Here is a 24,106-nt window from a genome sequence, read left to right as displayed (position 1 = left end):
TTTGTTCCCTTCTCCTTAATCTCTAACCTTAATATGCACTTCACGCAGCTGCTGCTCGGTGACTTCGTTTGGTGCACCGCACATCAGATCCTGTGCGTTTCCGTTCATCGGGAATGCGATGACTTCACGGATATTTTCTTCGTTGCGTAAAAGCATGATCATACGGTCAACTCCAGGAGCCATACCTGCGTGTGGCGGTGCTCCGTACTGGAATGCGGTGTATAATGCGCCGAACTTGTTCTTTAACACTTCTTTGTCGTAACCTACAATCTCAAATGCTTTTTCCATGATCTGCATATCGTGGTTACGCACAGCTCCGGAAGATAATTCCACACCGTTGCAGACGATATCGTACTGGTAAGCCAGGATATCCAGCGGGTCCATGGTATTAAGTGCTTCTAAGCCGCCCTGTGGCATGGAGAATGGATTATGGGTAAATCCGATCTTCTTTGTCTCCGGATCTTTCTCAAACATCGGGAAATCGTTGACATAACAGAAACGGTATGCATTCTTCTCGATCAGATCCAGCTTCTCACCGAGTTCGTTTCTGATCATTCCGGCGTAATATGCAGCGCGTTCTTCCTTATCTGCCATAAAGAAAATTGTATCGCCAACTTCAAGTCCTGCCAGTGTACGGAATTCTTCCTTACAGTCATCCGGAATAAACTTGTCGATTGGTCCCTTGTAAGAGCCGTCTTCCAATACTTCCAGATATCCTAAACCACCCATGCCAAGTCCGGTTGCAAATTTAAGGAGTTTCTCGTGGAAACCTTTGGACATATCGGCGTGTACGCGGATTGCCCGAACCGTTTTTCCGATGAACGGCTTGAACGTACATTTCTGGAAAAAGTCGGTCACATCGATAATACGAAGCGGGTTACGCAGATCCGGCTTATCGGAACCAAACTCCAGCATTGCCTGCTTATAACTGATAATCGGATATGGAGCCTTGGTCACAACGCTTCCTTCCGGTGCGAACTTTTCAAATACAGACGAAAGAACTTCTTCACCAACTGCAAATACATCTTCCTGTGTGGCAAAACTCATCTCAAAATCCAGCTGATAGAACTCTCCCGGTGAACGGTCGGCTCTGGCATCCTCATCACGGAAACAAGGTGCAATCTGGAAATATTTATCAAATCCGGATACCATCAGAAGCTGCTTGTACTGCTGTGGTGCCTGTGGCAGTGCATAAAATTTTCCCTTGAATTTTCTGGACGGTACGATATAATCTCTTGCACCCTCTGGAGAAGATGCGCACAGGATCGGTGTCTGTAACTCCAGAAATCCCATACTTGTCATTTTCTCACGCAGATAAGAAATCACTTTGGAACGGAAAATGATATTATCTTTTACTTTCTGGTTTCTCAGATCCAGATACCGATATTTCAGACGTACATCTTCGTGTACCACACTCTTGCTGGTCATTACTTCAAACGGAAGCTGGGAATATACTTCTCCGAGTACCGTCACTTCCTTTGCATCCAGCTCGATGGTTCCGGTCGGGATCTTTGGATTGTAGGTTTCCTCATCTCTCTTTTCGATCAGACCTTCCACGGTAATAGCCTGCTCTTTACGGATTCCTTCTAACAGCTTTCCATCGCGGATAACGATCTGCATCACTGCATACATATCTCTTAAATCAATAAAAGATACTCCGCCATGGTCACGGATATTTTCTACCCAGCCAGCGACACGGATCGTCTTTCCAATGTCCTGCTCGCTTACCTGATTCAGTGTGACATCTCTGTAAATGTTACTCATCTTTTCTACTCCTTTTTCTGGTCCGGGGCTCCTCTTATGAAAAAAGAAAAGCCCCGGAATACTATAATTGTATTCCGGGGCGAATAATTCAGATTATCCGCGGTACCACCCGCATTGAAAAATGAGACATTCTCATCTTCCCTCTCTTACGCGTAACGTGCGCTCACGTACGAACCTACTTCCACATTCCGGTTTTTCAAAACCATCCTGCCCGTGTTCAATCCGTCTGCTCCGGCAGTGTTCCCATAATCATCTCTTTCAAACAGCGCTCTCAGTCGGTGACGCTGTATTCCTGTCGATGTCTGATGATCAGAGTCTCCATCTATGCATTTTCTGTCGTACATCCCTGATGTACGTTCCTTTTGTAATCTGTTTTATCACACAATTCCAGTGATTGCAAGAAAAAATTTAAAAATACTCCTTTAGTGCTACAAGTGATTCCACTTTTTTGTATATAAATTTCTCCAGTTCGGCATCCGGCTGTGTCAGATCCGGCACCATAAACACCTTACATCCTGCACTGTATGCACTGTGAATTCCATTTGGAGAATCTTCCACCGCATAGCACTCCTGTGGCTGCACATGAAGCTGGCTGCAGGCGTACAGATAAACATCCGGCGCCGGTTTGCCATGGGCGACCTGCCGGGCAGAAACAATGTGGTCGAGATAGTCATACAATCCCACTCTCTTCAGCAGACTGCTGCTGCGCTCCACACCTCCTGCGGTGGCAATCGCTGTACGCACACCTTTTTTGCGCAAATATTTTAACAGTTCCTCTGCTCCCGGTTTTGCCTCAATCGGTCCCTCATCAAGCACCTGATCCGTCAGTTTTCTGCGATATGTATGCACTTTGTCATAGTCAAAATCTTCTCCATACAGCTTTTTAAAATGTTCCGGTGCATAAGGCATCCCAAGGGAACGCACACTGTATGCCTCCTCATCGGTCATATGATATCCGAAATGCGCCATAGCCTCTTTCCATTTCGCGAAATAGTATTTTTCTGTATCCAAAAGGGTCCCGTCCAGATCAAAAATAACGGTCTGTATCATGTCTTTTTCCTCCTGTGTTTCTGTTCAAAGGCTACCCGGCGAACAAAAGCTTTCCCGACTCTATACCTCAAGAAACCGGTTCCACTCCTGCGTATCGCCGCTTCCGGTTACTTTCAGCGCGTAGGTACGGTCGTTGGTTCCGTCAATGATAAACGTATAAACACCGCTCTGTAACGTCAGTTCATATATGGTTCCCTCCAAAAGAACCTGTGCCACCTCATCATACTTTGCTTTTTCCACTTCCTCGTCCGGATACGTGTGCTTTAAATTTCCATCAGCATCGTATTCGTTGTATCCTTCCTCAACAAGCGAAATGATTTCTGCATCTGAAATCTTAAATAAAAGTTCATTGGTACGCATCATCCGGATGTCGCGGTTGCAGGAATTTTCCGGACAGATTTTTACATTGTCCAGTACCAGATGAAACATGCGCTCTGTCAGCTGGATGTCCCCAACCACAGCCTCGCCAAATTCAAAATGATTTACCTCGTTAATTGTGCTGTATTTGTATTCCATGTTGTTCTCCTGTGTTTTTATGATTCATTATCTACAATGAATCCTGTTATTTTTCTTCCCTTTTTATCTCCACATTTCCTTCTGTGTGAGAATTTTTTCGCACATAATTTCTCCTTGCAGTTTCTGTGCCACTTTTTCATATGCGGGCACCGGAACCTGATATCTGTGCGCCATGCGCACCACTTCGTATACCAGACCATCCACTTCCGACGGTCTGTGTGCCATCACATCCCTTTGCATTGACGTGGTTGCCTCCGGCGGAAGATTGGATAAAATCTGCAGATTTACGGAAACCATATCCTTTTCAAACGGAAATCCCATGGCCATCGCCAGTGCAACGATTTCCCTTATCATCGTGCAAAACAGTTCTCTTGCTTTCCCCTCTTTCTGGAAATCTCCTGCCGTGGCATTTAAGTAAAGGCCCGCCGCTCCGATCGGTGACACATAGGAAAATTTCTCCAGCGCATCCCGCTGGTTCTGTTCTGATAATATCCCATCGATTGCACTGTCACGGAAATCTTTCTGAATCTGCTCTAACAGCTGGCATTTTTCTTCTTTTTGGCGCACGCCGAAGAAAATGCGCAGAATCTTTCCGTGCTGCAAAATAACTCCCGGCTCCTTAATATTGGCTGACACGTAAATACATCCGTCCGTCACAAGCATTCCCGGCAGTTTTTCCTGCATTTTAGCTCCGGTTCCATAAATATTTAAAATTGGAATCACAATCGTCTGCGGTTTTGCAATTCTACGGATAAATTCGTAAATTCCATCCAGCGAATATCCTTTTACGCAGACTAAGATCACATCCGGCCGGTCTTTGTAATGCTGCATGTCAGATGCCTTTACCGGTATGGTCTTTGTGTTCTCATCCCACATGGTCTGAAGCGTCAGTCCCTTTTGCTGTATACTCTCCAAATGCGCATCTCTGGCGATCAACGTCACATCTTTTCCTGCCTGCGCCATGTGAAAACCGACAACTCCGCCTGTGCCACCAGCTCCAATGATCAGATATTTCACCCAATGTCACTCCTTACTTACCGGGGAATTTCTATTTCTTTTGAAATGTCCCCTTTCTGCTGTAAATAATACAGGAATCCTTTGCATCCTGCAACCACATCTTCATAGGTTTCATCAAAATTGCCGGTGTACCATGGATCTGCCACATCCCGCGCCCCGGTAAATTTCTGCGTGTCTTCATAGCCAGCAAATGAAAGCATCTTGTATATTTTATCCTGGCTGTCCGTGCCTCCCGCGATTCTTGTCATGTTCCGGATATTTGCGGAATCCATGCCGATCAGATAATCAAAATACAGATAGTCATCCCTTGTCATCTGGCGCGCCCGGTGCGGAACAAGCGGAATATTTTCTTCGTATAATTTATTTTTTGTGCCGTAGTGCGGCGGGTTGCCGATCTCCTCACGGCTGGTCGCAGCGGAGTCGATCTCGAACTGGTTGTCGAGGTGCAGCTGGTGGACCAGGTGGGTGAGGACGCTTTCGGCCATGGTGCTGCGGCAGATGTTGCCGTGGCAAATGAATAGTATTTTTATCATTGTTGCATAACCTCGCATTTCTTAGTTTTTCTTGGTTTTTCGGGCTTTGTAAGCCTTTGTGAATTTTTCTTTTCTGGCATAACCTGGTTTATTTTCTCATAATATCGTCCGCAAAAGGTGTAAAATAAGGTGTATGTTTTTCCATTTTACACCTTGCTATTTTCAATTAAAAATCGTAATTACACAACCTGAATCCGGGCAACTTCTTCCCTGGCATCCTCAAGATTTACGTGCGTATATGTATTCAGCGTTACGCTGATGTCTGAGTGGCCCATCAAATATTGCAATGCTTTTGGATTCATTCCGGATTTTGCCATATTTGAGCAATAGGTATGCCGACATACATGAGGGGTGATGACAGGCATCTGTACTTTGTAAGTATTATTATACTTCTGAATGATGTGTTGAAAATAATGCTCCCAGTGCAGGGAATAACAGATACTTTCATTTTTATCAAAGTATAAGAATCCACTTTTTCCATCTACCATAGGTTCTGCTTTGGGCGGGTTTCGTTTTTCTATAATTTTCCGAAAACATTCCTCTACATCTGCAGTCATAGGTATCTTTCTTGTTCCGCTGGTTGTTTTAGTCTCTTGAATATAATATCCGATTTTTGATTTTTTCTGCAATTGATGATCGATGTTGATCGTATGCTCCTTGAAATCAATATCAGAAATCGTCAAACCACAAAATTCCGAGATGCGAAGGCCTGTTTTAAATAATATGTAAATTCCTTCATAATACCTGCAAAAATGAGGGTCTTCCTTCACAAACCGTAGGAACTTTCGTTCCTCAGCCCTGCTGATTGCCTCTCTTGTCACACTGTCATTCACAACCACTTCCATTAGCTGAAACTGAAATGGATTTTTCCTGATCAGGTCATCATCCACTGCCAACTGAAATGCCGGACGAAGAACTCCTCGGATTGAATGGATGGAACTATAGCTTTTCTTTTCTACCTGCTGAAGATGTATCAGCCAACATTTTGCATCCGAAATCCGAACCGTATCAATCCTTCTTTTTCCAAATGGATCTTTCTTCAATAAATTGATAACTGTTCCGTATCCTGCAACTGTAGTAGGTCTGACACCGGTTTTTGTTGATGTATATTTTTCAACCAGTTCCAGTACCGTCATATTTCCGCCATTTGTTGCAATCTGTTCAAAATGATCTGCCTGGATTTTCTTCTCCATCTCCCGAAGCGATAAAGCCCGGTGCTTTCCTTTCGGAGTTGCATCGTTATGGTCTAAGCGCCAGCTATATACGCAGCGCTCCTTTCCCATCTCATCGACATACTTAAATCTATATCTGCCATCAGATAACTGTATTTCTCCATTGTGTAATATACGTCCTCTATGATCTCTCCTTTTTTCACTCATAATATTTCGTCTCCTTCATTAAATGCTCATTTAACTTGGAAGACCGTCTCGGTTTATTCATTATACCACAAGACCTTCTCTTCGCTAAGATAAAATGAACATTATTTTCATTACTATTTCTTCTATTCTGTCACTTAAACTGTACTGGCTGTGTCCAGATAATCTTCAAATAATTTTCTTTTGAACCGGATATGCGAACCAACTTCCAAAATAAAATCTGCTCCTTCATTTTCACCTGCGATTTGTCTCAATCTCTTTTCTCCAATTCCGTAATATTCTGCTGCTTCGGAAACATTTAAAGAATATTTCTTCCAAACAGGTATTGTTTTTTCTGTATGATTCATTCGCATTCCTCCTTCCCTCTGTTTGTGTTCAACAGCGTTTTCGCTTTCTCCATTTTCATACTTGCAATCGCTTCTCGTTTGCTTGTGCCTCCAACATACACGGGTGTACACATTTCTAAAATACGGTCATAGATACGCCTTTTATCCAACATGGTCTCGCTTTTTATTTCTTTCAGCGGAAGATTCGTTGTGATGATCAAAGGTCGTCCCGAACGGATCCTGCGGTCTATGACACTAAAAATAATTCCTAACGCATATTCTGAATTTCGTTCCACTCCAAGATCATCAATAATCAAAAGCTGGTAAGAAGCCAATGCATTGATATATTCCGTTTTGTCTGCCAGTGGAAATATATTATCAATAATGGTATTGAAATTTGTCATCTTTACCGTTACTTCCCGCTTAAGAAGTTCATTGGCAATACACCCGGCAATATAACTTTTCCCGGTACCAACCGGTTCCCAGAACAAACAGCCTATATGATTTCTTTTCATTTCCTCCCAGTTATCAACATAGCTTTTTGCCTTATGCATTACTGCATCTGACATATCTGCATTCTCAAATGTCCACTCTTCCATCCTGCTCTCGTCAAAACAGATGCTCGTATTTCTACTGACTAATTCCCGGTGTTCTTTCTCTTTAAAATATTTTTGTTCTTCTTCATACGCTTTTCTGTCACAGGCACATTGCCTGGAATGTTTCTTCATCCCCATAAAGCCACCCTCTGGGAAAAATGCTTCTTTCGCTTCCCCACAGACTTTGCAGTATCGCAAACCATCACTACCTACACATACGGTATCTTCTTCTCTCATCACAAACTCTCTCCTTTCCCATAGCAATAATTTACTTCATAATATTTATTACTTTTATATTTCTCAGTTACTTTACTAGGTGCCACATTTCCGACTCCTGTACAGCCATTTTTACGACCAGATGATGGTTGCTTTTCCGACTCCATCAAAGCCATCTTTTCAACCGCCTTATTCTCAACCGGCTGTAGCCCAATCTCATCAGATGGTATTTTTACATATAAATGATTGGGTTTTGAAAATCCACCGGATCTGCGAACCAATAATCCCTCATCATCTAATTCCTTCAATGCTGTTTTTATAGAAGATTTGCATTTGCCGATTTGAACAGACAATTCATCTATTGGAAATATCAGATAAACATTTCCATACTTGTCTATCCAGCTATTCTTTCTTGATATCCGCGCCCGGTCGTACAAAATCATATAAAGATATTTTGCAGTTTGAGAAATTCGCAGTTTTAGCAAAAACTTCGGAAACTGGAAGTATTGAAGCATCTGCTCTGACTCCTTCATGTATTCATATTTCATTCTTTTCTCACCTCGTTTCTGTTTCTAATTGTTGTAAAAATCATTTTTATGCCGGCTCAAAAAATGTCCTTACACATATTCAAAAGATGAAGGGCATAAATACAGGCTCTTGATGAAAATTTTTTATTTTTCCTGCAAAAAATACCCTTTCATTAATACGAAACGCTGAGAGGCATTTTTACAGCCCCCTGAAGAAAACTTTTTTATTTTTTCTGTTAATTAAATATTTGAAAATAAAAAAACACTCACCTATCCAGGTGAATGCCTTATCAAAATTTTCTTATTTTGTTGTCTATGATGCTTACTCAGAAACGCTTGCGTATCTGCTAAAATGTAATTGCCTGCAATTATATTTTCACGTGGGTATGGGGACGTAATCCCCATCAAGTCTGCCACTCGTAAGTAATACAATATTGTCAAAATGACAATACTGTAATACACGGGTGGATCTTGCTCTGGTTGTAACGTATGAATTCATACAATAATAGGCCCAAATGGGCACTTTCACCATTTGAGCCTATATATTATATATGTCTTTCAAATGATAGCTTAAAAAATAGCTGTCTAGACGGTATGTTTTTAACGTAGAATTGATTTTATGGAAGACAAGGCATGGAATGCTTTGTACCTTTAATGGAAAAATTTAATGATATTTACCATGTACAAAAAAGAAACGGCAGATAAAAAACATCACACGAATCCTTATCGTGCTGTAAACTATATAAGAGATGAGAACGGAAATCCTATATGCCCTAATGGACGTAAATTTCTTTTCAAACGAAAACAACATGTAAGATATAAAAAATATGGACGTACAGAAGAAATCTATCCAAGCTTATTAAGTGTACCCTTTTTACATAAAACAGTGACGATTTTCAAAAAACATATATTAATGTAAAGAAACGCCAGAACCAGCATTTGTCGGAACTAGCGTTTCTTTAGCAGAGACTTATTTTACAGCCCCGTTTTTTGCTTATATTATTTTCCTCCGTTGGATTTCAATTTTGGAAAGAAGATGACTATCTTAAAGCCCTTTTCCCACGGGGAAGCAGCTTCCAGACGAAGGTTTAGATCGTCAGCCATCTTCTTAACCAGGTAAAGCCCTATACCGGTAGCTTTCTTTCTGCTGTCAGTAGAATCCCCGGTAAAGCCCTTTTGAAAAATATACGGCAGATCATATTTTTTTACACCGATGCCATTATCCTCAACTGAAAGGACATCTGCGATCTCCGAATGTATCATAGAGATTGTTAGCATGGGACTATCGCTGCTATATTTTATGGCATTGCTCACGATCTGTCCCAACATAAACTGAAGCCCTCTACGGTCTGTATAGACTGTTTCAGATTGCAGTTTATTGATAATTACAAACTGCTTTTCTTCCAGAAGTGGGGCATAGTCCTCCAGAACTTCCCCCAAGCAGTCATTCAAATTGATATCCTTAAACTGATAATCCTTTGTACTGCTCTTTAACCGGGCATAGTATAACATCTGAGTGACATCCTCCTGAAGCTGACTGCGGACATAATCCAGTTTTGCTTGCAGGGGAGGAGACATTTCGTTGCTCCGATTATCCAGGAGCATGGTCAACAACGATAAGGGCGTTTTCGCTTCATGTGCCCAGCCCTCCACATATTCTTCATAGTCCTGTAGGGCATCTGCCATACTGTTACTCTCAGTTTTGTGTTCCTGTAAAACTGATGCCAGAAGCCGGATAGATTCTCCTTCTTCCCGGCTGATGGCACTGAGCAGCCGTTCCTCGTTGCAGATGGCAGGATCACTGAGGAAATCCCGGAACAGCTCTCGGCGGGTGGTCTCCCGCTTGTTTAGTACAAACAGAATTGCTGAAAACAAAAGGAGGCTTGTCAGAACTACTAACCCACTCAAGGTTTGAAATGCCTGAATGTCAGAAATCCAAAGAATGATAGCACAAAAGCAATCCACGCCCAACAGCAACAGCAGCCAGGGGTAGTACCGTTCTATCATGTGCCAAAGCCGCTTCATGGAGCCACCCCCGTTTCCAGACGATAGCCCATCCCACGAACCGCAACGATTCGCTGCTTCATCTCAAGACCGGACATCGTCTTTTTCAGCCTGGTCAGATTAACCTGCAAGGCATTTTCGTCTATGTATTCCGTGGTTCCCCATAGTGCTATGCAAAGTTGCTCCGTCGTGACCAGAGCATCGCCGCCGGACAAAAGAGCAACCAACAGTTTTCCCTGATTTTTTGGAAGCACGACAGAGGTATTATGAATATAAAGCGTGTAGGTCTGCTGGTCTAACAGGAAATCTGGTCCCTCTATGAGATTGGTACGGCCTTCATACCTTTTGAGAATATTGGATACCCTGGCAAGAAGTCGATCTTTTCTGCACGGCTTCGTCAAATATTCATCAGCACCCAAGTGGAACGCTTGCAGTTCATCCTTTACCTGATCTCTGGAAGTCAGTATCAGGACGGGGATAGCGGTTTTATTCTTTAGTTCCTGGCAGATTTGAAAGCCACTGATCTCCGGCAAATTCAGGTCTAAGATCACAAGGTCAGGACGGAGGGCTGCCAGGAGCCGAGCGGCATCTTCCAACTCGGTGATTGCCTCCGCAAGATACCCGTCCTTTTGAAGCATATTGCAGAGTTCTTCCCGCATATAGACTTCATCTTCCACAACAGCAATTCTTTTCACGGCAGCACCTCCTTCCAAATTATTCTTCTCTCTGTGGCTGCATCAGTGTCAGCAAATACCGATCACTGGAGCGCTTGACCACTCTCATATAAATATATTCTATCACGCAAAGCAGCAAAATCATAGCAGCAGATACAAACATCATTTCAGCCACTGTCCCACGGGTTCGGGACGAGAGTATCCCTGTAAATAACGCCCTGACTCCAAACAAACTGCTGACAGCCGCAACCAATACAGGAAGTCCCATAAACCAGGTAATTTGCTTTCCAGCAGACTGGCAAAGGGTTTCGTAAGTAGCTCCCAGGCGGATCAGAGTCTGGTATCTGCGCCCGGTTTTCTGCTGACTCATCAGGAACTGAACACCCACGATGGTGTTGGCAACTACCAGGAAAACAATCGCAAGATAGAGGGTAATATAACTGGATGCTATGGTGTAGAAAAGCTGACGACCCATATTCTGAAGATAGCTTTCATATTCAATGTCAGTTTCGTCCAGCTTCTCGTTCAAATCCAAATATGCAGTCATAAGGCTATTTCCATTCAGAGCTTGCTCACTGAGCACCGCATTGACATAGGTATCATACATTCCCTGACTATAATATAGAAATGCTTCATCCGGAAGAATCAATGCAAAGGACAAGGTTATAGAACGGTCCGTGACCAAATTCACAGACTGAACCTCTCCTGTAAGATGAATCGGACTACCATCCAGTTCCACCTTGGGATGCCCGGCCAATACTTGGTTCAGCATTGCGGTACGGCTTACCGTAGTAAACTCTGTATCAATATAGACAGCGGCCTCCTTTTCGCCTAATTGGAGAGCCGGATTGCCGGACAATTCCAACAAACGATTATAGTCCGATAAACAAATCAAATATGGGTATGTGGCATAACCAAGATTGTTCAGAAGGACATCCCGGTCTTCCGACTGGGGCAGGCTCCGAAGAGAGTCCATAACAGCGTCCATGCTGTAGGCATTATCATAATCTTCTGTGGTGCGAATACGCCCAACCCTCATTTCAAAAAGCTCTGAAAATTGATTTTCCAAACTGTTTTCTTTCAGGACTGCCTTTATATTCGGAAGAACCTGCGATGAATCTTCTGCAGTATGATCTTCAAAAGTATAGTCGATTACATGGCCAGAAGACAGGTTATTCGTTCCTGCAATTCCTACGCCCGCACCAAAACAACACAGCGCCGCCAGAATCAGCAGGGAGCTGATGGCCATGGAGTTTGACTGATGAATGACATTCTCCTGAATCTGCCGGAAGGTAAATACATGAAGCTGCTTATTTCCTTTTCCTTTCTTAACAATCAAAGCAATCAGTGCACGCATCCCATAGAAAAGCAGCATCGTACCAACTATGCCCAACAGCAAAGTCAGTCCCATCATACTTACCTTTGTCCATGCAATTCCCTGAATCGCCATGTAGTAAGCCACTGCCAACATCACACTTCCGCATATAGCAGCCAGTCCATAGATAACAGATGGCATTTGCTTTTTGGGGCGGTTCGTTGGCTGGGATAGCAAAGTACCGATCTCCTGGCGGCTGATTCGTCCACTCAAAATCAGAAGTGCCGTCAGCTTAATTGCCAGAAATCCTGCCAGCGTCCATTCAATCGCAAACCAGGATAAAGAAAACTGATGACCGATGATCCCCATGCCTACCAGCTTGGCGGTGACAAGACTGACAATTTCTGAAAGCACCACAGCCACAGGTAATCCTATGAGCATGGCAAGAATACTGGTCAGGAAATCTTCCGCCAGAAGCATACCAAACAGTTTACTTCTACGCATCCCCAACATTAGATAAACACCAAACTCATGCCGTCTGCGCTCGAACTGATACTTGCAGGCAAAATAGATCAAAAAGAACAGAATACCGAGGGTCATCCCATAAAACGCAGGAATCAGAAGCAGGAGTTTGTCAACTGCGTCACTCTCCATTTTCTGCAAAAAGAGCATCACATCTTGAGTGGAGATGGAAAGAATCATGTAAAATGCAACAATAGAAATCACCAGGGAGCTGAAAAACAGACCGTTTTCCTTTCGGCTGCGGCGACTGTTCCGAAGAATGAGATTAGAGAACATTTGCGCTGCCCCCTCCCAGTTGCGCCATCACCTTCAGGATGTGCCCGTAGAACTCCTGCTGGCTTTCGTCTCCACGCCGAAGCTCATGAAAGATCACGCCATCCTGGATGAACAGGATGCGCTTACAGAAGCTGGCGGCATTGGAATCATGGGTTACCATCAGGATCGTAGCTTGTTCGTCACGATTCAGGCCGGACAGCTTCTCCATAAGACTTCTTGCGTTCTTAGAATCCAGCGCACCCGTCGGTTCATCGGCAAGGATCATTTGGGGATGTAAGATCAGAGCCCTTGCTGCCGCAACACGCTGACGCTGGCCACCGGACATCTTGGACGGAAACTTATCCAGAACATCAGAAATTTCCAGATAGTCAGCCAACTGCTTCAGCCGCTGGCTGCTTTCTGTTTCGGCTACCCCATGCAAGGAAGTCGGGAGCAGGATATTTTCCCTGCCAGTCAGGTTGTCCAGCAATTCAAAGTTCTGGAATAGATAACCAACTTCTTTGCCACGGTACTCGGCAAGAGCCTTTTCCTTGAGGGATTGCAGAGTATCTCCCTCCACCTGAATGCTTCCACCTGTAGGCTGAATCACAGTTGCAATACAGTTGAGAAGCGTGGATTTGCCGGAACCACTGCTTCCCATAATACCGAGAAACTCTCCCGGCATGACCTGAAAAGTGATTCCGTTCAGTGCTCTCGTCTGGTTTGGCAACGTCCCATAGACTTTGGTAAGATTTTCAATATTCAAAATTGGTTTCATGTGAATGCCTCCTATCCATTTCTGGGTAAATGATAGCACAGAAGCACAATAAATAACACTTACAGTCGCTGTAAGGATTCTGTTCCTGTTTTCAGAACAAGAATGACGCATCAAGCGGAATAAGTATATGTTTTGTAAAAACGTCGGGTGACAATGAAAAAATATGCTGGACTACCGGATTGGCTAACTTGCATTTCTTTGTCAATTCTGGTAACCGCTTCAAACATGGAAGTTTCTGTTCTTACTTTTATTATACTCAATCAATAAAATCAACACGGTTCAGCAAATTTTAATTATTTCCAATATGACAAAATTGCTTCCTGTTATATTTATCTATTTCTTTATTTCTCTATTATTCCGATCCGGTCTTCCAAAGGTATAAATAAGGTGTAAATTATTCGTCAATCATCAAAAAATCCTTTAAAGCCTAGGCTTTCACAGCATCCATTAAACACTGCCATGGCAAACAAATAGTACTTTTATCATTGTTTTGTTTCTCCTTGTTTTGCCCCGGAATGCCATATTTTGCAAGGGGTTCTGGGATTCATGTAGTTTGCTCTGAAATTACAGATTGTGGCAAATCAGAGCAAGATTGAGCATGTTGTTACTACCTGTTAGTAGTAAAAATGGTAGTAACACCTCAAAGTCTTACTACTTAGAATGCTACACTAAATTTTACAAAAAAAAGAACCCGACGCATCAGGTTCTCCCAGGTGTAATCCGAAGACATCCACCGCAATTCTTATATATAATATACTACTTCTGCATAAAATATGCAAGAATTTTATGATTTGCTAATGAATTTTTGTAAGGCATTCATATTAGGTCTATGCTGTGTACCAACCACCTGATTATAAATGTTAATTGGCAATTCATTTCTCAAATACTCTGTCTGCTGTTGATACGAAGCAACAAACTGCTTACAAGCAGTTTTAGTTTCGCCCATCTTTCTAAGGAAATATGTAATCATGATAATATACGCATCCATATATTTAAAATCAATATTAGAAATTCCTACTTCAGTTTCAAGCAGAGTAACAAGACGCTGATCAATCTTACCAGTTTTAAATCTAGTATCGAAAATCACATTGTTATGAGCAATTGCATTTCGCAAATCTTTAACTGTAAATATAAAGAACTTTGTGTTCATGCCATCTGAATCTAAATTAGTTGGGAGCTTCATTATATTTGAAACATAAAGCTTAACATTTGTACAGGCACAATCATATAAAGTTCCAAACTCACCAAGCGCTAAAGTTTCAAATATTGCCCAAACAGGTATTGTAATATCATTATTAAAGAAATGTGCTACCACACTTCTCTTATTATAGTCACGAACAAGAGCAGCATTTATTTTTCCTTTTAGATTCATTCTCTTCGTGTACTCTGTTTTATATGCACGGCTCCCCGGAGTATAATTTCTATATGCTGTTAATGATTTATTGTAAATAACATCAAAATTCTCAGATTTGCTATCTGCCAATAAAGCCTCAATAACATAACTCTTCAATGCATTTTCTATAAACATTACCTTAGGATAAAGAACTGTTTTAAGTCGCATATCATATTTATTCAGTGCTATAATTTCATCCAAAGAGCTAAAATTAACACGGTTAGTATCCTCTCGAATAAATCTATATCCCTTAAATCCATGATAATAGCCCATATTTCTAAGTGCTTGTGTCTGTGAGCTTTTAACATTGATATGGTGTGTATTACGTAAATATTTCATCAACTGGTAAATTGATAACATGTATAACCTTCTTTCATCATTTATAAGGTTTATTATAGCACCAAACACTTACTTTTTCCACAGAAAAAACGCCCCAGCCTAAGCCGGAGCGTCATCTCTTTTCCATATTAAACTACCTTAAACATCTTCTGCGACATCGTTTTCTCTTTCTTCTGCTCAACCTCCGCCTGTGCCTTCCTAAACTCTTCCATCCGTTTCAATTCTTCCTCAGCATCATCGAATCCGATATGTGTGTACACATTCATTGTAACCGATATATCTGAATGCCCCATGAGGTACTGCAGCGTCTTTGGATTCATTCCCGATTTTGCCATATTTGAACAATGCGTGTGTCGGCATACATGAGGTGTGATGTTTGGCATCTGCACCCGGTAGATGTCATTGTATCTACCAACCATATGATTGAAACGGTGCTGCCAGTGCATTGCCACAAGTGGCATTCCATTATCATCGTAAAATAGGAATCCGCTATATCCATCTATGGATTTCTCCACTTTCGGTGCATTTCTATCCTCAATGATTGCCTGAAACATCTGTGCCACATCCTCTTTAATCGGCAATACTCTTGTTCCTGCATCCGTCTTTGTGGTTTCTATGATATACCGCATATCTGATGTTCTCTGCAACTGATGGTCGATGTTCACAGTTCTATTCTCAAGATCAATGTCCTTCAGCGTCAAGCCACAAAATTCTGATATTCTCATTCCCGTATGAAAGAGTATGTACACCACTTCATAGTATTTACAGCACACCACATCGTCATGCACAAACTTCAGGAACTTTCTCATCTGGTCTTTTGTAATTGCCTCTCTTGTGACTGCGTCATTTACTAATACTCCGGCAAGCTAAAATCCAAATGGCTTCTTTACCAGAATGTCATCATCCACCGCCATCTGAAAAGCTGGTCGCAACACTCCCCGGATGGTATGAATGGAACTGTAGCTTTTCCCATCTTCCTGTTGCAATTTGATAAGAAACAGCTTTGCACCGGATGTTTTCACGCTTCGGATTGTCTTTTTGCCAAATGCTTCCTTCGCAAGCAATCTCTGCACTGTAACATATCCCTGTTTCGTGCTTTGCCTTACTCCGGTCTTTGTTTTCAAATATCGGTCTACAAGTTCACAGACTGTCATCTGTCCGTCCACGATATTTACAAATAAATCCAAATCTGTGTTTACCTGTTTTTCCAACTCACGAAGGGAAAGGCATGGCTTTTTGCCCTTTGGAAGTTTGTTCGTATCCTCCATCTGCATTCAATGCATCCTGACTTACTCAGCTTTCTGATTATATCATTTTATACAGTTGATCAACTTCTGCTTCGTATACTGATTCAGTGTGAGTATCAAACAGCACCCATTCCACCAAATCAAAGCTGTCTGGAGTACCCTGCAAGAATCTATTTACTGTATGTACTGCAATCTTTGCTGCCAACTCAACCGGAAAACTATATACTCCCGTTGATATAGAAGGAAATGCAATAGACCTGATTCCATTATCCATTGCCAGCTTCATGGAATTAAAATAGCAGTTAGCAAGAAGTTCCTCTTCTCTATTCCTTCCACCATTCCATATAGGTCCTACAGTATGTATCACATAATCACATGGCAGATTATAGGCTTTTGTTATCTTTGCTTCTCCAGTCTCACATCCGTGAAGTGTCCTGCACTCCGCCAGAAGCTCCGGTCCTGCTGCTCTATGAATCGCACCATCTACACCGCCTCCGCCAAGAAGAGAGTTGTTTGCTGCATTTACGATTGCCTGCACATCTGTTACTTTTGTTATATCTCCCATTAAAGTCTTAATTAAGTACATTTAGTTCCATCCTTTCCAGATATCCGGCTGATAACCAAGTGTTGATTGCTTTCCGTTTCTTACTACTGGTGTTTTAATTACTTGTGGATTCTCAAGTACCTTTTCGAGCTTATCTTCATCTGCGATATACTTAATAAGAGCAAGTAAATCCTTGTCCTCACCGTCCCAGTTAACCATATTTTCTAGTCCACCATTTGCCTGAGCTACCGAATTAAATTCTCCTTTGCTCATACCTTTTTCTTTCATATCAATGAACTGATACTTTATGCCCCGCTCCTTGAAAAAACGCTCCGCCTTCTTAGTATCATTGCATTTCTTTGTTCCAAATATCTGTATATTCATATCAGTATTCCTTTTCTATCTCACCATCTATTCCATACATTTTCTTGAATGCATCAAGGTCTGCCTGCTGCACCTGACTTAGTCCCTTGCCGGGCTGCATTTTATGCCACTTTCGGATGCACTCCCTGCAGCATGTTGCTGTTGCGTGCTGGGCAATAAATACTGGATGTCCACGCATTGGTGTCTGTTTGCCATCATTTACTATATATGACGGAGCTTCTCTCTTTGCAATAAAATCCTTTACATGTTGTCTTATTGTATCAAGACCTTTTTCATTTATGTAATCAATATCTTTCTGCTTCAGATGGAAACTGCTTCGAAACTTGGAATTATCCAGTCGATCAAACAACTGCCTATACCATTCATCCTTCGTCATATCATCACCACAAATCGTATGGTTTCATGGTTTCTGAATTTCGATATTCATGTTTCTCATAATATCCTATCAGCTTACCCTTATCTCTGAGTGCCACCATGTAAACATCTTTATTCTGTTTCTCATTATGAAAAGTATAAACGATATTATGGCTTTCATCTGCTGCAAACCAGTCCACTACCTGCTGTATTCTATCTCTTGATTTCGAATTATGGCAGTCTAACAGGCTTCTTCCGATAAGTTTGTCGCCGCCTCGCTTCGCATAGCTGGTAACAGCTGCCGGATTCATGTAGATAATCTCATGTTTGAGATTGCATATAACAACGGATGCCCTGTCCTGATCAACAATGCTCTTATAAAATCTGACATATGATTTAAACTCAATCAACTTTTCATTATCAAGCCTCTTCTGAAGTTGTGGTTTCTTTCTCCGATAATAATCGTATATCTCTCCACCTGGTATCCAGATTTGTGCCTCATTTATCTTATCAAGTACAGCTCTAACAATCTGTTCATCAGCTAATGAATCAGGTGCTTTTTCATGTTCTGTTACATATTTTTTGTATTCTTCATACACCCAGCCTGTAATCTTATCCTTCTGTTTCATCTTGAGATTACTAAACTTCTTGTTCATCTGTAAAAGCTGACCATCTATCTTTTTATGAATTTTTGTCTTCTTACTTTTCGCCATTTTATGTCATCCTTAAAACTTCACTACTTTCTCAATTTTTCAAACAAGAAGTTGTTACTCAATCAAATTCCGTAATGAATAACCCATTTATTTTTGTCCAATGCCTTTTTAAACAGTTTCTTTAATTCGCACAATTCAGGAATATCAGCAATGCTATCAATAAACGCCTTTAATGAACAAGGCGGAACAAGTGTAACACCACAATATGCAAGCCCTTTTCTGCCGAGGAGTATTCATCATAATTCCAAACTCATGTTTTGCCATATACCATCACCTCCGCAACTCCCGATTTTGCGATTACATAATCTGGGAGTTGTCTGTTATTAAATACCTGCGGCAAATTCTTCTATTAAACTGTTTATCAATTCCGGTTTATCTGTATTAGAATTATGTCCAGCTCCTTCAATCCACTTCAAAGGAATTTTGCTCTTTTGGTGCCATGTTTTGTTATACCTTATACATGAACCGGCATGGTCTTGAGTTCCACATATTAACAGAGATGGGCACTTCAGTTCATATGGCAGATTCTTTTCCATGGCCGCTGCCAAAATACGATAGCCATGTCCAGCAATTTGTGCATAGCGTTTCTGGTTTCCGTCATAATTTAGCATCATTTCACGCATGAGGCTTCTACCATAGTCAGTCGTGGCAACGCCTTCCGCCCCCGATTTCAGGAGCCATTTCCACGGATAATGAGCATATACCGGCTCCATCCGTTTCAAAAGCCAGATCTCAACTGCCGTCACATAGCTTCGTTGCAGCGGTGCAGAGTCAATGGAGACAAAGCCTGTCATTTTGTCTGGGTAAAGCTGCGCATAAGCCTGTCCCACATATCCACCCATAGACTGCCCGACAATAACAGGCTTTGTAAGTCCTTCTTGGTTTAAGATATCATCCAGCCATTTTGCCTTGTCGAACAAATCAAAATCAAACCGAAACGGCCATGAGGAAGCGTGTGCCGGTGCATCCCAGACGATAACATTATACCTGTTCTCGAAATACTGAATCTGCTTATCAAACAATCTATGGTCTGCCGTCAATCCCGGTAGAAAAACAAGGGTAATTTCATCCGAGTGTGAAACGTTTGTCCAATAGTGGATTGTTCCGCAAGGAGTCTGATATGTTTTTTCTTCCATTGATTTTCTCTCCAAAACTTCCGATTTTCTCAATTCTCCAAACTTGAAATTAACTAATGGATGCCATTTTATCAGTCGGCCATGATCTCCTGAGAGCCACATAGGAGATTAAAAAGTTTGCAAGCCAACCAGCTGGTACCGCAAGCCAGACAAAGGCAATGCCGAAACGTGGTGCACAGATTAGGGCAACGGACAGACGAATCGCAAGGTTCACCATGTTTGCAACGAGGAACGGACGCATAATTCCGAGACCGCGAAGGACTCCATCGGTTGCCATCTTGATACCCATGAAGATGAAAAAGTAACCAAGCCACCTCATATAATCACCAGACACCTGATAGGCAAACGCCGTTCCGTCTTTTCCTAAGAACAGCGAGGAGATCTGCGTGTGTAGCGTTTCAATGACGAGAAAGGCAAGAACGGCAAAGCACACGTCCAGCACCAGCGCCGCATGGTAGCCTTTTTTGATGCGTTGGGGTTTGCCTGCGCCAAGGTTTTGGGAAACATACGGCGAAACCGCATTGCCGATGGATACAAAGATCAATGAAAAAACATTTTCCACCCTCATCGTTGCTGTATACCCGGCGAGTGCCTGTGTACCGAAAGGATTTACCACTGCCTGCACAATCATCATACCGATGGACACTGTGGACTGCTGTAAAACCGACGGCACCGCAATGCGAAGCATGGAATACAGCTCCTGCCGTTCAAACCTGTTAAAGGGGCTTTTATATTGCTGCATCCGTGCAAAGAAAATCAAAAACGAAAACACTGCGGAAATTCCCTGTGCAATCAGGGTTGCAATAGCCGCACCGAACACACCGAGACCTAGCCCGGCTACCATCCAAAGATCCATTAAAATATTCAGGATGGACGAAAAAATCAGCAGTCCTAGCGGAATTTTGGATTCGCCGATTGAGGTGAACATGGTAGAAAGAATGTTATACATAAACAGAAACGGAAAGCCCACAAAATAGACCCGCAGATACAGTACTGCATCATCCAGTATGTCGGCAGGGGTTTGCAGTCCCCTCATCATCGAGTTGACGAAGAAAAAGCCAAAAACACCAAGGACTATACTTAGAAGCAAAAAGCTAATTAAGGAGGTTGACACGATTGTTTTCATTTTGCCATACTCCCTGGCTCCGAAATAACGGCTCACAAGCACACCGGCTCCGACACCGGCTCCCAGTGCCACACAAATGAACACATTGGTCAATGCTGCACATGCACCGACAGCTGCAAGTGCGGAAGAACCAACAAACTGGCCAACAATAATAGAGTCGGCCATATTGTATATTTGCTGAAAAAAACTTCCAAGAATCATTGGCATTGCAAAAACCGTCAACGCTTTGAGGGGCGTATCGGTTATCAAATACTCGTCTTTCGACATTATCATATTCCTCCATGGTATCTTGTATCGTGGTATCCCATTCACTTACCTTCTCGAATTCCGATTTGTAAAACACATTCTTTTTTATCGAGGGAAGTCCGGTTGATGATCCTACTGTTTTACAAAATAGGAGTACAATGGGGGGACAAATCCCATCCACATTCCCTAAAAGCCTTGATTTTAAGCCTTTTCAGCCAAAAGTACGGTTTCTGGGCAAATTATAGCATATTGTTGCAAGTCTATTCTTACAATTCCATCAGAAAATGTTCATGCAGCGCACGTTTCACCTGATCGAAATTACCTCGCTCCGGACATTGGATGGAAACAACCAATCCCTTCTCTGGGAGAATCGTTGTAATCTGTCCGAATGCGCCATCAGCACGATAGGATCCTGGATATGGACTGATCCAGAACTGATAGCCATATCCTACATGCCAGAGATCTGCAGATGGCTCGAAGGTAAATTTCGGGGTGGACACCTCCTGCACCCAGTCCCTGCTGACAATCTGCTCGCCCTTCCAGTTACCCTCAGCCAGATAGAGCTGTCCCAGTTTCATCATCTCGGTACAAGTCAGATACATACCTCCGCCGCCATTCGGATGTCCCTGTGGATCATGCTCCCAGAGCGGCCATCCCATATCAAGGGGCTGGAATAGCTTCTCATACAGATACTCTCCCATCCGCTTGCCAACGACCCGTTCTACCATATGAGCAGCCAGAATACTGTCGGCAGAGGAATAGCAGAATGCACTGCCTGGCTCCACAGGAACCGGCTGTGCCATCATATATTTCTCATAATCCGGTGCGCCGACGCCCGGACGTCTGTCCGCATTCATCAGAAGTGCCTTACCAAAGCCACTGGACATGCAGAGCAGATGTTTCAACTGAATCTTCTCCAGATTTGGATCCGGATTTGAAGGAAGTTTATCTTTAAACACTTCCGCCACATGATCTTCCAGGCTTAGTTTTCCCTCTTCCATTGCGAGTCCAACTGCTGTTACCGTAAAACTCTTGGTATGTGAATAAATATTTCTCGGTGCATTTGCTGCGTAGTGCATCTCACAGAGTACCTTGTTCTCATCTCCAACACTGATAGCTTCCAGCGGCAGATTGTGGCTGCTGGCATAACGATGAAATTCCAAAAACTTCTCTTCCAGTAACATAATACCTCTATCCTTTCCGGTAAATCTCTGATGTCAGTCCGATATAACCGATGCGACGTGTCGCAAGGTTAAAAACAATCTATCTGACATCTCCAATCTGGTTCTATTATCTCATACACATCTCTGCATCTGTCGGCAGTGGCATCAGCGGTGCGGACGGCAGGGTCTGATACCAATAAGCGACACTGGTGTAATCATCGTAACGCGGTCCGGTCCAGCCCATGTTGTCGAGTGTCATACGAAACTTATTCTCAAAACGGATCGGGTCTGCAATATGGAAATGATACAGCAGGAATCTCTGCTGTCCGTTATAGAATTCCCGGTTGTCTCCATAGATTGCATACATGCCGGTATATAAGCCGCTGAAGGTCTGATAGCTCTTGATGATGATGTCATTTCCAAATCCATAGGAACCGCCGAAGTAGTCTTCAGTTCCGGTATAGTGGATAGACGGATACGGATCATCGTCCAGATACATGCGGGCTTCGCCTTCTACCCAACAGGTATTGTTGCCATTCATACCAGTTGCCAGAGTCACACCAACAAATTGTCCCCTGCCTTCGATTCCGTCAACGATTGTGTAGGTACGACCCTTCTGAACCGGGTGCTCTTGGCGATAGGTGGCATGGAAATAACCAGCCTCCGCCGGAATCTCCTGATAAGCTCCGGTGATAATATAATAGAGATTTTCATCCTTGTCACCACGGTTTTCCATCGTGATCCGAGCTCTCTTATGGAACGGCATCTCAAAATAGCTGTTATAGCCGCGACCAGGAGCTACCAGCATCATGGCAGAATTCAACACCGGATATTTGCCATCCCGGTCCACGAAATTTTCATCATAGGCACATCCGAAGAATGCAGAGAGCGGAGCTTCCACAGACGGATATTCCTGATCATCCCAATACACACGGATGATAAAATGGTGCCCGACATATCCGGTAAACCACATATGCTGGATCACACCCGGTCCTGCAGCATCTACCAGAGTTACGGTTTCCCCTGCAGGAATCGTCACGGTCGGACGAAGCTTGGTGCAGTCACCGCCCTGGGAACCACCTGCGCGTACACCGGTTGGATTCTCTGCGGAAAATGCAAACGTTTTGGAGTTCTGGATCATACAATAGTTGTTCATATTCTTCTCCTCTCTGATCAAACCTGGATCATCTGAAATTATTGCTTACTACGCTATCGCGTTTCTCTATTCACTATAACATTTATCTCCTATGAAGTGACGGAATTACAGAATCATTCCGTCTGCGCCTTCTCATTTTCTTCCCGGATAATCTCCTTTCTGGCGTTCTGTACACGCGCATTGCCAGTAACCACAGCCTTGTCCTCAACCTTCACATTCTTACGAAATAAATTCTTTGACATATTAGTTATATAGTGTTAGTATAATTATAGAAAGAGTGCTACTGATAGACGGTTAGCCCAAGTAAATTAGTTTGACAAAAATGCCGCTTAGTTTACCAGACGTGGGCGGCTATTTTTGTGTCTTGTTATTATCCTTACCAAAGGAATATCCGATTCCAAAGCAGGTTAAGCCGAAGCTTACTACTGCAATAAAGTCAACAATACTCATATGGCTTAGCCCTCCTTTCCTTGGATTCCCTTACGGGTTTCTATGTAATCAGAGGGTCACAGTCCCTCTGCCGAAGGACTAACCGCCTACCGTTATGGTAGCACCCATGAGCAATTGCATCAGACAGAATTCAATTTATCAATCCCTAAAATATTTTTACCACCCTTTAATCTATCTGTTCGTTACTGTTCAGACGCAAGCTTGACACCACGCTGTCAAGCTATGCGCCATAGTATTAATTATTGAACGATTACAGCCCATTTAAAATGCCTCGTAGAGGCATTTTAAATGGGCTGTAATCGTTGCTGGTAACACCGTTAGGTGTGAACAGTGACTTATCTAGTTCTTATCAGCCGCCAGTATCTGATCGATCGTCTTCATCAGCT

Annotated in this window: 25 protein-coding genes and 1 pseudogene; 1 reads left to right on the top strand and 25 read right to left on the bottom strand. The window is 42.7% G+C overall.

Annotated features, from left to right (window positions below; all coding sequences use genetic code 11):
• Positions 1-15: 15 nt before the first annotated feature.
• From aspS to DXD06_RS07590, 10 genes are all read right to left on the bottom strand, one after another.
• Positions 16-1,764 carry an aspartate--tRNA ligase gene (aspS, locus tag DXD06_RS07630; RefSeq protein ID WP_117831246.1) on the bottom strand — a complete coding sequence of 583 codons (1,749 nt, stop codon included), beginning with the start codon at positions 1,762-1,764 and terminating at the stop codon, positions 16-18.
• A 146-nt stretch (positions 1,765-1,910) separates the two neighbouring features.
• Positions 1,911-2,108, bottom strand: a complete 198-nt coding sequence (locus DXD06_RS16950) for a hypothetical protein (RefSeq protein WP_147343615.1) — start codon at positions 2,106-2,108, stop codon at positions 1,911-1,913.
• 64 nt (positions 2,109-2,172) lie between these two features.
• Complete coding sequence (locus tag DXD06_RS07625) at positions 2,173-2,814, bottom strand: HAD family hydrolase (protein ID WP_022047123.1); 642 nt, start codon at positions 2,812-2,814, stop codon at positions 2,173-2,175.
• A 60-nt stretch (positions 2,815-2,874) separates the two neighbouring features.
• Positions 2,875-3,330 (bottom strand): hypothetical protein, encoded by a 456-nt coding sequence (locus DXD06_RS07620; protein ID WP_022047124.1) that lies wholly within the window; start codon positions 3,328-3,330, stop codon positions 2,875-2,877.
• A gap of 63 nt (positions 3,331-3,393) precedes the next feature.
• Positions 3,394-4,347 (bottom strand): ketopantoate reductase family protein, encoded by a 954-nt coding sequence (locus DXD06_RS07615; RefSeq protein WP_117831245.1) that lies wholly within the window; start codon positions 4,345-4,347, stop codon positions 3,394-3,396.
• Between the two features lie 17 nt (positions 4,348-4,364).
• Positions 4,365-4,880 (bottom strand): low molecular weight protein-tyrosine-phosphatase, encoded by a 516-nt coding sequence (locus DXD06_RS07610; protein ID WP_117831333.1) that lies wholly within the window; start codon positions 4,878-4,880, stop codon positions 4,365-4,367.
• A 179-nt stretch (positions 4,881-5,059) separates the two neighbouring features.
• Positions 5,060-6,259, bottom strand: coding sequence for a site-specific integrase (locus tag DXD06_RS07605; protein ID WP_117603803.1), 1,200 nt, complete (start codon positions 6,257-6,259; stop codon positions 5,060-5,062).
• A 134-nt stretch (positions 6,260-6,393) separates the two neighbouring features.
• Positions 6,394-6,603: a MerR family transcriptional regulator gene (locus DXD06_RS07600; RefSeq protein WP_004844954.1), complete on the bottom strand. Its 210-nt coding sequence runs from the start codon at positions 6,601-6,603 to the stop codon at positions 6,394-6,396.
• Entirely contained in the window at positions 6,600-7,415 is an 816-nt protein-coding gene (locus DXD06_RS07595) for an ATP-binding protein (protein WP_117831244.1), read from the bottom strand. Before DXD06_RS07595 ends, DXD06_RS07600 begins: the two co-directional genes overlap by 4 nt.
• Complete coding sequence (locus DXD06_RS07590; RefSeq protein ID WP_117603801.1) at positions 7,415-7,942, bottom strand: replication initiator protein A; 528 nt, start codon at positions 7,940-7,942, stop codon at positions 7,415-7,417. Before DXD06_RS07590 ends, DXD06_RS07595 begins: the two co-directional genes overlap by 1 nt.
• A gap of 646 nt (positions 7,943-8,588) precedes the next feature.
• Here DXD06_RS07590 and DXD06_RS07580 point away from each other — a divergent pair.
• Positions 8,589-8,840, top strand: a complete 252-nt coding sequence (locus tag DXD06_RS07580) for a hypothetical protein (protein WP_055218790.1) — start codon at positions 8,589-8,591, stop codon at positions 8,838-8,840.
• An 80-nt stretch (positions 8,841-8,920) separates the two neighbouring features.
• Here the strand turns inward: DXD06_RS07580 and DXD06_RS07575 are convergent, their stop codons facing one another.
• The 15 genes and pseudogenes from DXD06_RS07575 to DXD06_RS17710 all read right to left on the bottom strand — a co-directional run bounded on the left by DXD06_RS07575 (position 8,921) and on the right by DXD06_RS17710 (position 23,512).
• Positions 8,921-9,946 (bottom strand): sensor histidine kinase, encoded by a 1,026-nt coding sequence (locus tag DXD06_RS07575; RefSeq protein ID WP_117603800.1) that lies wholly within the window; start codon positions 9,944-9,946, stop codon positions 8,921-8,923.
• Positions 9,943-10,620, bottom strand: coding sequence for a response regulator transcription factor (locus tag DXD06_RS07570; protein WP_055218786.1), 678 nt, complete (start codon positions 10,618-10,620; stop codon positions 9,943-9,945). The genes DXD06_RS07575 and DXD06_RS07570 overlap by 4 nt, the downstream gene beginning before the upstream one ends.
• Positions 10,621-10,639: 19 nt before the next feature.
• The gene (locus DXD06_RS07565) at positions 10,640-12,712 is read right to left on the bottom strand and encodes an ABC transporter permease (RefSeq protein ID WP_062304189.1); all 2,073 of its coding nucleotides are present in this window, start codon (positions 12,710-12,712) and stop codon (positions 10,640-10,642) included.
• Complete coding sequence (locus DXD06_RS07560) at positions 12,702-13,469, bottom strand: ABC transporter ATP-binding protein (RefSeq protein ID WP_117831243.1); 768 nt, start codon at positions 13,467-13,469, stop codon at positions 12,702-12,704. The genes DXD06_RS07565 and DXD06_RS07560 overlap by 11 nt, the downstream gene beginning before the upstream one ends.
• Positions 13,470-14,253: 784 nt before the next feature.
• The gene (locus tag DXD06_RS07555; RefSeq protein ID WP_022047127.1) at positions 14,254-15,222 is read right to left on the bottom strand and encodes an Abi family protein; all 969 of its coding nucleotides are present in this window, start codon (positions 15,220-15,222) and stop codon (positions 14,254-14,256) included.
• A 107-nt stretch (positions 15,223-15,329) separates the two neighbouring features.
• Positions 15,330-16,472: pseudogene (locus DXD06_RS17965) on the bottom strand (site-specific integrase); the annotation flags it as partial.
• A gap of 34 nt (positions 16,473-16,506) precedes the next feature.
• The gene (locus DXD06_RS07545) at positions 16,507-17,034 is read right to left on the bottom strand and encodes an O-acetyl-ADP-ribose deacetylase (protein ID WP_055067675.1); all 528 of its coding nucleotides are present in this window, start codon (positions 17,032-17,034) and stop codon (positions 16,507-16,509) included.
• Positions 17,035-17,376, bottom strand: coding sequence for an arsenate reductase family protein (locus DXD06_RS07540; RefSeq protein WP_117831242.1), 342 nt, complete (start codon positions 17,374-17,376; stop codon positions 17,035-17,037).
• A gap of 1 nt (position 17,377) precedes the next feature.
• Positions 17,378-17,752 (bottom strand): DUF4186 domain-containing protein, encoded by a 375-nt coding sequence (locus DXD06_RS07535; RefSeq protein ID WP_117831241.1) that lies wholly within the window; start codon positions 17,750-17,752, stop codon positions 17,378-17,380.
• Positions 17,753-17,756: 4 nt separating this feature from the next.
• Complete coding sequence (locus DXD06_RS07530; RefSeq protein ID WP_117831240.1) at positions 17,757-18,443, bottom strand: PAS domain-containing protein; 687 nt, start codon at positions 18,441-18,443, stop codon at positions 17,757-17,759.
• Positions 18,444-18,766: 323 nt separating this feature from the next.
• Positions 18,767-19,579 carry an alpha/beta fold hydrolase gene (locus tag DXD06_RS07525; protein WP_117831239.1) on the bottom strand — a complete coding sequence of 271 codons (813 nt, stop codon included), beginning with the start codon at positions 19,577-19,579 and terminating at the stop codon, positions 18,767-18,769.
• Between the two features lie 49 nt (positions 19,580-19,628).
• On the bottom strand, positions 19,629-20,972 hold the full coding sequence (locus tag DXD06_RS07520; RefSeq protein ID WP_117831238.1) for an MATE family efflux transporter: 1,344 nt from the start codon (positions 20,970-20,972) through the stop codon (positions 19,629-19,631).
• 245 nt (positions 20,973-21,217) lie between these two features.
• A complete protein-coding gene (locus DXD06_RS07515) occupies positions 21,218-22,135 on the bottom strand; it encodes a serine hydrolase domain-containing protein (protein WP_117831237.1) in 918 nt (305 codons plus the stop codon).
• 106 nt (positions 22,136-22,241) lie between these two features.
• Positions 22,242-23,270, bottom strand: coding sequence for a glycoside hydrolase family 172 protein (locus DXD06_RS07510; RefSeq protein WP_243000930.1), 1,029 nt, complete (start codon positions 23,268-23,270; stop codon positions 22,242-22,244).
• Between the two features lie 113 nt (positions 23,271-23,383).
• Complete coding sequence (locus DXD06_RS17710; RefSeq protein WP_278308201.1) at positions 23,384-23,512, bottom strand: hypothetical protein; 129 nt, start codon at positions 23,510-23,512, stop codon at positions 23,384-23,386.
• Positions 23,513-24,106: the final 594 nt, after the last annotated feature.

This window comes from Roseburia sp. TF10-5 (assembly GCF_003462365.1).
Lineage (GTDB): Bacteria > Bacillota > Clostridia > Lachnospirales > Lachnospiraceae > Roseburia > Roseburia faecis.
This window is presented reverse-complemented; position numbering and strand designations above follow the sequence as displayed.

What these genes read in the sequence shown, in the direction of transcription:
- aspS (WP_117831246.1), bottom strand. Translation starts at nt 1,764, where the DNA reads ATGAGTAACATTTACAGAGATGTCACACTGAATCAGGTAAGCGAGCAG.
- DXD06_RS16950 (WP_147343615.1), bottom strand. Translation starts at nt 2,108, where the DNA reads ATGTACGACAGAAAATGCATAGATGGAGACTCTGATCATCAGACATCG.
- DXD06_RS07625 (WP_022047123.1), bottom strand. Translation starts at nt 2,814, where the DNA reads ATGATACAGACCGTTATTTTTGATCTGGACGGGACCCTTTTGGATACA.
- DXD06_RS07620 (WP_022047124.1), bottom strand. Translation starts at nt 3,330, where the DNA reads ATGGAATACAAATACAGCACAATTAACGAGGTAAATCATTTTGAATTT.
- DXD06_RS07610 (WP_117831333.1), bottom strand. Translation starts at nt 4,880, where the DNA reads ATGATAAAAATACTATTCATTTGCCACGGCAACATCTGCCGCAGCACC.
- DXD06_RS07605 (WP_117603803.1), bottom strand. Translation starts at nt 6,259, where the DNA reads ATGAGTGAAAAAAGGAGAGATCATAGAGGACGTATATTACACAATGGA.
- DXD06_RS07600 (WP_004844954.1), bottom strand. Translation starts at nt 6,603, where the DNA reads ATGAATCATACAGAAAAAACAATACCTGTTTGGAAGAAATATTCTTTA.
- DXD06_RS07595 (WP_117831244.1), bottom strand. Translation starts at nt 7,415, where the DNA reads ATGAGAGAAGAAGATACCGTATGTGTAGGTAGTGATGGTTTGCGATAC.
- DXD06_RS07590 (WP_117603801.1), bottom strand. Translation starts at nt 7,942, where the DNA reads ATGAAATATGAATACATGAAGGAGTCAGAGCAGATGCTTCAATACTTC.
- DXD06_RS07580 (WP_055218790.1), top strand. Translation starts at nt 8,589, where the DNA reads ATGATATTTACCATGTACAAAAAAGAAACGGCAGATAAAAAACATCAC.
- DXD06_RS07575 (WP_117603800.1), bottom strand. Translation starts at nt 9,946, where the DNA reads ATGAAGCGGCTTTGGCACATGATAGAACGGTACTACCCCTGGCTGCTG.
- DXD06_RS07565 (WP_062304189.1), bottom strand. Translation starts at nt 12,712, where the DNA reads ATGTTCTCTAATCTCATTCTTCGGAACAGTCGCCGCAGCCGAAAGGAA.
- DXD06_RS07560 (WP_117831243.1), bottom strand. Translation starts at nt 13,469, where the DNA reads ATGAAACCAATTTTGAATATTGAAAATCTTACCAAAGTCTATGGGACG.
- DXD06_RS07555 (WP_022047127.1), bottom strand. Translation starts at nt 15,222, where the DNA reads ATGTTATCAATTTACCAGTTGATGAAATATTTACGTAATACACACCAT.
- DXD06_RS07545 (WP_055067675.1), bottom strand. Translation starts at nt 17,034, where the DNA reads ATGTACTTAATTAAGACTTTAATGGGAGATATAACAAAAGTAACAGAT.
- DXD06_RS07540 (WP_117831242.1), bottom strand. Translation starts at nt 17,376, where the DNA reads ATGAATATACAGATATTTGGAACAAAGAAATGCAATGATACTAAGAAG.
- DXD06_RS07535 (WP_117831241.1), bottom strand. Translation starts at nt 17,752, where the DNA reads ATGACGAAGGATGAATGGTATAGGCAGTTGTTTGATCGACTGGATAAT.
- DXD06_RS07530 (WP_117831240.1), bottom strand. Translation starts at nt 18,443, where the DNA reads ATGGCGAAAAGTAAGAAGACAAAAATTCATAAAAAGATAGATGGTCAG.
- DXD06_RS07525 (WP_117831239.1), bottom strand. Translation starts at nt 19,579, where the DNA reads ATGGAAGAAAAAACATATCAGACTCCTTGCGGAACAATCCACTATTGG.
- DXD06_RS07520 (WP_117831238.1), bottom strand. Translation starts at nt 20,972, where the DNA reads ATGTCGAAAGACGAGTATTTGATAACCGATACGCCCCTCAAAGCGTTG.
- DXD06_RS07515 (WP_117831237.1), bottom strand. Translation starts at nt 22,135, where the DNA reads ATGTTACTGGAAGAGAAGTTTTTGGAATTTCATCGTTATGCCAGCAGC.
- DXD06_RS07510 (WP_243000930.1), bottom strand. Translation starts at nt 23,270, where the DNA reads ATGAACAACTATTGTATGATCCAGAACTCCAAAACGTTTGCATTTTCC.
- DXD06_RS17710 (WP_278308201.1), bottom strand. Translation starts at nt 23,512, where the DNA reads ATGTCAAAGAATTTATTTCGTAAGAATGTGAAGGTTGAGGACAAGGCT.